Consider the following 7,629-nt stretch of genomic DNA (forward strand, 5'->3'; position numbering starts at 1 on the left):
ATTGAGCTTGCGGCGCATGTCGGTCAATCGCTGGCAAGAGCGACGATAGGGTCGAGACGAGCGGCCTGACGTGCGGGCATGTAGCCGAACACGAGCCCGGTGGCCAGCGCGCATCCGAAGGCGGCGAGCATGGCCCTGACGGAGAAGACCAGATCCACGCCCAAAAAAATGAGCGCCAGGCCGAATGCCAGACCGACGAAGATGCCCAGCACGCCGCCGACCGTCGACACCATGACCGATTCCGTCAGGAACTGACGCAGGATGTCGGTCTGCCGGGCGCCCGTCGCCGTCCGGATGCCGATCTCGCGGGTGCGCTCACGTACTGTCATGAGCATGATGTTCATCACGCCAATCCCGCCGACGACGAGCGAAATCGCTGCGATCAGGCCGAGCGTGAGCGTCAGCGTCTGCTGCGCCTCGCTCTGCGCCTTGAGCGAGGCCGCCTGGTTGTAGACCTGGAAGTCCTTCACGTGATGGGCTTCCGTCAGCACTCGCGTAATATCTGCGGCCGTGTCGTCGACCTTGTCCAGGTCATGCGCGAGCACGGAGATCCACGACAGATTGGCGGTGCCGAATACCCGCCGGCTGCCCGTGCTTGACGGCACAAGCACCACGTCGTCATCGTTCGACTGCCCGGACGTCGCTCCCTTTTCCGCCAACACGCCAATGACCTGGAACGGCACATTGTTCACCAGCACGTATTGCCCCAGCGGGTCCGCCGGTCCGAACAACTTGGTGCTGATGCGCTTGCCCAGTACTGCGACGGTCGCCAGCGTACGCACGTCCTGACGGGTAAAGAACGTGCCGCGCGAAACGTTCCAGTTCAGCACATGCGGCGCCTCCTCGGTAACGGCCCACAGGCGCGTGCCTACGTCGACGTTGGCCGCACGCACGGTGGTCTTGCCAGCGAAGAAGGGCATCGCGATATCGACGTTGGGCACTTGGGCGACCAGCGCGGCGTCGGCTTCGGACAACGTGCCCCCGGGCCCGCGCTCGGTGTCGCCGCCCGGCGTCACGTACATCCGGTTGGTGCCGAAGCTCGCGATCTTGGCCATGACGGTGCGCTGCGTTCCGGTGCCGATGGCCAGCATCACGATGACCGACGCGACGCCGATGATGATACCCAGCAGCGTTAGCAGCGTCCGGAAGCGATTGACGAACAGCACCTGCCATGCGGCTTGCACGGCTTCATACATATCCGCCCATGGCGAGGCTGAGCGGGAAAGCCCTTGCGCCATGGTCGTGGCGAAATTCTGTGCGTTGAGGGTCCAGCCGGCGCCATCCGCGCGCGCCGACGGCGATGATGACGCTGCCGATGCTGAGAAAGCCGTCGAGGCGGGCGGCTCGGTCTTATCCTGCACTTCGCCGTTGTCCGAGACGATGAGCCCGTCGCGTATCTCGATGACGCGTCGCGCCTGCTCGGCGACACCCCGATCATGGGTGATGAGAATGACGGTGTGACCGGCGTCGGCGAGCTCACGCAGCAAGGCCATGACTTCGGCGCCACTGCGGGTATCGAGCGCACCGGTCGGCTCGTCCGCGAGGATGATGCGTCCGCCGTTCATCAAGGCTCGCGCGATGGAGACACGTTGCTGCTGACCGCCGGAGAGTTGATACGGCCGGTGCTGAATCCGCCCATCCAGGCCCAGACGCGTGAGCAACTCCTTGGCTCGGCTGTGGCGGTCTGCCCGTGACATCCCGGCATAAACGGCGGGGACTTCGACGTTGTGCAGCGCATCGAGCGTGCGAATCAGGTGGTAGTTCTGAAAGACGAACCCGAAGGCTTCCCGGCGCAGCCATGCCAGTTCATCCACACGGAACGACGCGATGTCCTGACCGGCAAAGCGATATTGCCCCGACGTTGGCCGATCCAGACAGCCGAGCAGGTTCATCAACGTGGACTTGCCGGAGCCCGAGGCCCCGACGATGGCGACAAACTCGCCCGCGTCAATGCGCATCGATACGCCACGCAGTACCTTCGTTGCCGGCGTGCCACCTGCGCCACCGAAGCTGCGGCAGATGTCGACGAGCTCGATCAGCGCAATGTCCTGCGAGGCAGGGGGGGGAGGCCTGCCGACGGCCTCGGCGGCGCGGGCTTCGGTTACCACTGAAACCTCCCGGCACCGGCGCGAATGGTGCCGACTGAGGTAATCAGAGCGTCGCCCTGTTTGAGGCCCTCAAGCACTTCACCGTCCAGGCGATCTCGCAAACCGATGCGCACCTTGCGCTCGACGCGTTTGCCATCGACGAGCACGTTTGCCGTGAAGACACCGGCTTGTGCGTTGACGGGAACGAGTGGCGTCATGGGCGAGAGCAAAACGTTTTTCGCCGAAGCGATGACGAAGAACACCTGGGCGGTCATCTCCGGCATGAGGACGCCGTCGGCATTGTCCACGTCAACCAGCACGGTATAGAGCACTACCTTGCCGGTACCACCGGTCGGACTTTGTTGCGATGAATCCGTACCGCTCTTGTCGAGCGGCGTGGGCGGGGCAGGGAGGACTTGTCGCACAGTGCCGTGCCAGCGTCGCGGGCCGCCGCCGGTCTGGCCACCGAGCGTGGTGAAGTAGACCGGCATGCCGGCCTTCACATGACCGATATCCGCCTCGGAAACCTGCGTCCACACGGTCATGTGCGACAGATCCGCAATGCGCATGATGAGCGGCGTCTGATAAGTGGCGTTCAGGGTCTGCCCCTCGCGCGCGTCGAGCGAGACGACCGTTCCCGTCATGGGCGCGTAGATACGCGTGTAGCCCAGTTGCGCCTCGTCACCCTTTAGCGTTGATGTTGCGCCGTTGATCTGGGCGTGCAGGTTGTCGATCCTGGCCAGCGCCACGTTCAGATTGGCGTGTGCCGTCTGGAGATCTTCAAGGCGTGTCGAACCGTCGGCCATCATCTGCTGCTGGCGCGCCGAGCGCTGACCCGCCAGCACGCGTTCGGCATGCGCCTGCGCAAGCTGCGCATGCAGGCTCGCGAGACTGGCGCGGTCGGCGTCGACCTTTGCCTGCTGGACGGCAGGGTCGATCTCGATGAGCAAGTCGCCTTTGTTCACATGAGTTCCCGGCTGTACATGCAGACGGCGAATCGCACCGGACGCCTGCGCGCCCACATCCACATAGCTGCGCGGGCGCAGATTGCCGAGTGCTGTGACTGTCAGTTCCAGGTTGCCCCGGTTGATCGTTGTGGTCTCCACATGCTCGACGTTGCGAAATATCGTGAACCACAGCACGAATGCCAGCAGGGCAACGACAAGGAGGAACAGGGTGTTGCGAATTCGCTTCGGTTTGAATGGCATCTGCTTCGATGGTGCGTACGGCCAAGGCCCGATGGGTGTCGAAAATGATTTGGATGACGAATCGGTGGTCGGCAGCAACCACCACTGGAGCGGCGTATAGTATAGAATGATTCTCATTTACGTGAAAATACTATCGCATCGCTAGTTCGATGGGCTGACGTGGAATTTCATAAAAATATTACGAAATAACGAATATTTGAATGTAAATGATCAAATTTAGATTGACAGGTGCAAGCTCTCTTTTGTAGATTTTGCATTGTTAATAGATAATGATTCTCATTAACATGAAGTAAATCTTAGTACTGATCCGCATGCGGTCGGGCAGAACTCGGACGTCGAAGTACTAAGGAATTCGAACATTTAGGGAGCATCGTAATGAGCTGGGACGACGAAAACGCGGAATTCGAAGTTGTCATTAACCACGAGGCGCAGTATTCGATCTGGCCGAGCTACAAGGCGATTCCGGGTGGCTGGAGTGCTGTCGGTATGAAAGGGAACAAGGCCCAGTGCCTCGCATACATCGAGGAGCATTGGACAGACATGCGCCCGCTGAGCCTTCAGAAGGCGATGAGCGAGCAGGCTGCTCAGCCGGCCACCGCGTCGTCGGTGCATTGATTGCACCAGCATCGCGTTTCGCTGCCTGAGACCGACGGAATGCCGGCCCCGCTCACCTTGTTCTGTCTACCCTATGCGGGGGGCAGTGCCGCGATCTTTCGCGAGTGGCCGCGTTCGCTGCCAGCGTGGGTGCGTCCTGTGATGTTGCATCCCGCAGGGCGGGGTGTGCGTCATGGCGACACGCCGGTGCACGGCTGGCCGGAATTCGTCGACGACATGGTCGGGCAAGCCCTGACGCACCTCATGGTGTCGGGCCAGGGCCCCTTGCCGTTCGCCATCTTCGGTCACAGCATGGGCGCGCTTGTCGGGCTGGAATTGGCCCACGCGCTGCGTACGCGGCTGGACGTCGGCCCTCGCTGGTTCGGCGCATCGGCCAGTCTTGCGCCAGCCCTGCGTGAGCGTGAAACGCATTGGTTGACGTGCGACGACGCCACGTTCAAAACCGAAGTTCGGCGTCTGGGCGGTATGCCGGACAGTCTGCTGGAGCACGACGAATTCATGGCGTTGATCACGCCGGCGCTGCGCGCCGACTTCCACCTGTGCGGCACCTACGATCCGCCCGCGCGCGCGCCGTTGGCGTGTCCGCTGCTGGCGATCAATGGTGACGACGACGCCCGCTGCGTCGTTCCCGCCAACGACCCGGCATGGGCAAGCGAGACGACGGGGCCATTCGCCTCGGCGCGCGTGCCTGCCGGGCATTTCTTCATCAATAGCCACCGGGATGCGCTGCTGGCGCAGGTGATTGCGCATCTGCGCGACGCCGTCGGTGTGAGCGAAGCGCCCGCGCGGGCGCTCGCCTGACGTGATTACGGAGATGGACATCGTGCAAGGCTTCCCCCCGTTGTTCGATTTCGCCCCCTATCTCGAAGTGCGTGACGAAACGTTGCCTCTGATTCGGGAATTCGCATCGCATATGGCGTTTCGTAGCGCCGTCGTCGAAGAGTTGGAACTGGACGAGGACTTTTACCGCCGGCCGTTGCGCCCGGAAGATCTCGAGTTCCTGCAATTCAAGAAGGCGGTACGTGCGGAGACGGTGAGCCGCCTGCCGATGCTCGCGTCGCAGCGTCTGCTCATGTGCATCAATGAGGTTGGCATCGCTCGCATGCCGCGCCCCGGCGACGCCGAAGGCTTTGCCAACGCAGACGCTTTCTATAGCGAGCGTAATCAGGTGCTGGGTGCCCGCATCCGGCCGTATCTCGAGAACTACGCTTACGCGTTTCTCGGCAACGAAGGCAAGGCAGACGCCACGCCCGAGTCGCTCACCGATACGCTCGATGCCATCGTGCGCATCGAACACGCGCGGTGGAGCGACATGTTCGCGCTACTGCAACGCAACGAATATCTGCCCGAGGGCCTGCGCTTCATCATGATCCAGTGCTGGAGCCTCGCGCCGTCGCGTCGCGCGGCGGTGGCGAGGGCGGTGGCGTCGGGATATTTCGACGCAGTATCGCCGGATGCCCGGCCGGTCATGGCCGACGCCGCGCAAGACGCGCTGCTCACCCGTGTGGCCGGTGCGCTGGACCTCACGCGCCGCGAGCATTCCTACTGGCAGTTCTATCTGCCGACGAGTCTCGCCAAGTGCAACTTGCTCTACGCGCTGGGCGCTCGCCCCGATCGCGCTTTCGCGCTGCTTGGCGCGGCGTTCGTCGCCGAAGCCGAAATGCTGGCGTTCTGTCAGGCGGCTGCCTCGGCGTGCCCGCACATGCTGCACGGACTGCCGATTCGGCAACCGTCGATGGACGTTGCGCTCGCCGATCTGCTGCGCCGCGCAGCAGCAGCCACGACACAGATCGGCGCGCAATACGGCGCACATGGCTTGAGTCGTATGAGTCAGGGACTCGGCGCGGCCGAACTGATGGCTGCCCGAGGACGCTGGGATCTTGGCGAACAGTTGCGCTGGCTGTCGGCGATCGAACACTATGTCGCCTTTGCGAAGCAGGTCGAAGAGCGCATCGAAGCCGAATGTCCGGGCATCGACCGGGAGACGTTCGTCGAGCCTCGCGAAATGTGTTCGACCACGCATGTACACAACGACCATCGTCTGGTGGTGATCGAGTCGGGCGACATGATTTTCTGGGGCAACCTCGGCATGCAGCTCAAGATGAAGCAAGGCGACAGCGTGCTGATTCCCGATGGCCGTCTGCATGGCTCGACGGTCGTCTCGCACGAATGCACGTATCACCAGCCGATCATCCCCGACGAGTGGATCGCCGCGCTGCACGCAGGCACCATGTCGGCAGCACCGGCGCCGAAGTCCTCTGCTGCGCTCGCCTGAGCCAGTGCATCTCGCGCCCATTCACGGCGACGCCGGCGCGCCCACGTAGCGCCGGCGATCAGATTGTCTCAAGGCTATCGATTCGAATAGCCGATTAGTACTACTAAATCCCAGGCACGTCCGTGCATCCTGCCGCCAGACACGTCTGGCGGCAGGATGCATGGCGCAATGACTGCCGGCTCGGGCCGGCGCGCGCAGTTTCGACGGAGAAGCTCATGCAGCTCGATCCCCCCGATACCCTTGGTTCCACCCGTTTTACCGATCCGATCGAATCTTCCCCTGCGCCCAAACGCGTCACCGCGAGCGACTGGCGCTCACGCGTCATTCTCGGCGACCAGGTTGGCGGTATCGAACTGCCCGACTGGCTGGAGACGTCCTACAAGACGCTCCGCACGCAGGTCATGCATCCGGAGTACCCGTGCTTCTTCGGCACGATTGCCGAGCGTCGTTGCGAAATGTTCTATTCGTTCGTGAACGGCAAGGACAACGCGACGCTGCCCGCCACGATGCTCACGTTCACGCGTCTCGCCTCGCAGCCGGAGTTCCGTCGCAACAACATCGCGATCTTTTATGAGCCCGATGCTACGCCGCTGACCCACACCGAATATCACGACCTGTTCTGGGGCACGTTGCAGCATCTGCATAACGTCGATCCCGATCCGGAGGCGGATCATCAGGTGCCGCCGTCGCATGAAGACTGGGAGTTCGGTTATGGCGGGCTGCAGATGTTCGTAGTCTGCGCGTGCCCGTCGTTCTCGCAGCGGCACAGCCGCAATCTCGGGCCGGGCATGGTGCTGCTGTTCCAGCCACGTGCCGTCTTCGTCGACACGATTACGAACAAGGTGATCGGCCGTCAGGCGCGTGAACAGGTGCGTGAGCGGCTGCGCAAGTGGGACGCCGTCGGTCCGCACCCGGACCTCGGCTTCTACGGCGATCCGGGCAACCTCGAATGGAAACAGTATTTCCTTGAGGACGCGAACATTGCCGCCGCCGACCAGTGTCCGTTCCTCAAGCGGATGCGCCGCGTCACGGAAGACGCGACAGCGCTATCGGTACCAGCCGATACGCAGCCGCCGACCCCGATGCTCGGAAAGATTCCCGTTCACCTGAAACCGCATCCGACGGAAGGGCCGTCGATCTCCCACGTGGCCCATGTCGGGCACGCGGGGCATCTGTCGCGCCAGATGCACGCCGAGGCAGGCCATGGACGCCTGATCGAGCAGGGCGACGCTAGCCCCCGTGAGATGCCGTCGGGCCACAGCCAGCATTCGGGCTCGCATGCTCCCGCGCCGTCGCGCAACGACGGCGAACACCTCGAATAGCCGGGGCTTCCGGCCGGCATTCAGGCGAGGCGCGACCTGCGGGGCGCGCCACTCGTCACGGATGTCATGCAGGCAATGAATGCAACGAATCGCAAAGAATGCAACGAACTTCAGGCATACCG

The 7,629-nt window shown here is 62.9% G+C and carries 6 protein-coding genes; 4 read left to right on the forward strand and 2 right to left on the reverse strand.

Annotated elements, in window-relative coordinates; all coding sequences use genetic code 11:
* Positions 1-23 precede the first annotated feature (23 nt).
* Positions 24-2,108 (reverse strand): MacB family efflux pump subunit, encoded by a 2,085-nt coding sequence (locus PHO31112_RS16030; RefSeq protein WP_150621400.1) that lies wholly within the window; start codon positions 2,106-2,108, stop codon positions 24-26.
* Positions 2,102-3,295 (reverse strand): efflux RND transporter periplasmic adaptor subunit, encoded by a 1,194-nt coding sequence (locus tag PHO31112_RS16035; RefSeq protein ID WP_150621401.1) that lies wholly within the window; start codon positions 3,293-3,295, stop codon positions 2,102-2,104. Before PHO31112_RS16035 ends, PHO31112_RS16030 begins: the two co-directional genes overlap by 7 nt.
* Before the next feature lie 375 nt (positions 3,296-3,670).
* On the opposite strand from PHO31112_RS16035, the gene PHO31112_RS16040 reads away from it, so the two are divergent.
* The 4 genes from PHO31112_RS16040 to PHO31112_RS16055 all read left to right on the forward strand — a co-directional run bounded on the left by PHO31112_RS16040 (position 3,671) and on the right by PHO31112_RS16055 (position 7,507).
* Positions 3,671-3,910 carry an MbtH family protein gene (locus PHO31112_RS16040; protein WP_150621402.1) on the forward strand — a complete coding sequence of 80 codons (240 nt, stop codon included), beginning with the start codon at positions 3,671-3,673 and terminating at the stop codon, positions 3,908-3,910.
* A 39-nt stretch (positions 3,911-3,949) separates the two neighbouring features.
* Positions 3,950-4,711: a thioesterase II family protein gene (locus PHO31112_RS16045; RefSeq protein WP_150621403.1), complete on the forward strand. Its 762-nt coding sequence runs from the start codon at positions 3,950-3,952 to the stop codon at positions 4,709-4,711.
* A gap of 13 nt (positions 4,712-4,724) precedes the next feature.
* Positions 4,725-6,185, forward strand: a complete 1,461-nt coding sequence (locus tag PHO31112_RS16050; protein WP_150621404.1) for a cupin domain-containing protein — start codon at positions 4,725-4,727, stop codon at positions 6,183-6,185.
* Between the two features lie 215 nt (positions 6,186-6,400).
* Positions 6,401-7,507, forward strand: a complete 1,107-nt coding sequence (locus tag PHO31112_RS16055; RefSeq protein WP_150621405.1) for a YqcI/YcgG family protein — start codon at positions 6,401-6,403, stop codon at positions 7,505-7,507.
* Positions 7,508-7,629: the final 122 nt, after the last annotated feature.

Origin of the sequence: Pandoraea horticolens (assembly GCF_902459555.1) — a bacterium.
In the GTDB taxonomy this organism is placed as follows: Bacteria; Pseudomonadota; Gammaproteobacteria; order Burkholderiales; family Burkholderiaceae; genus Pandoraea; species Pandoraea horticolens.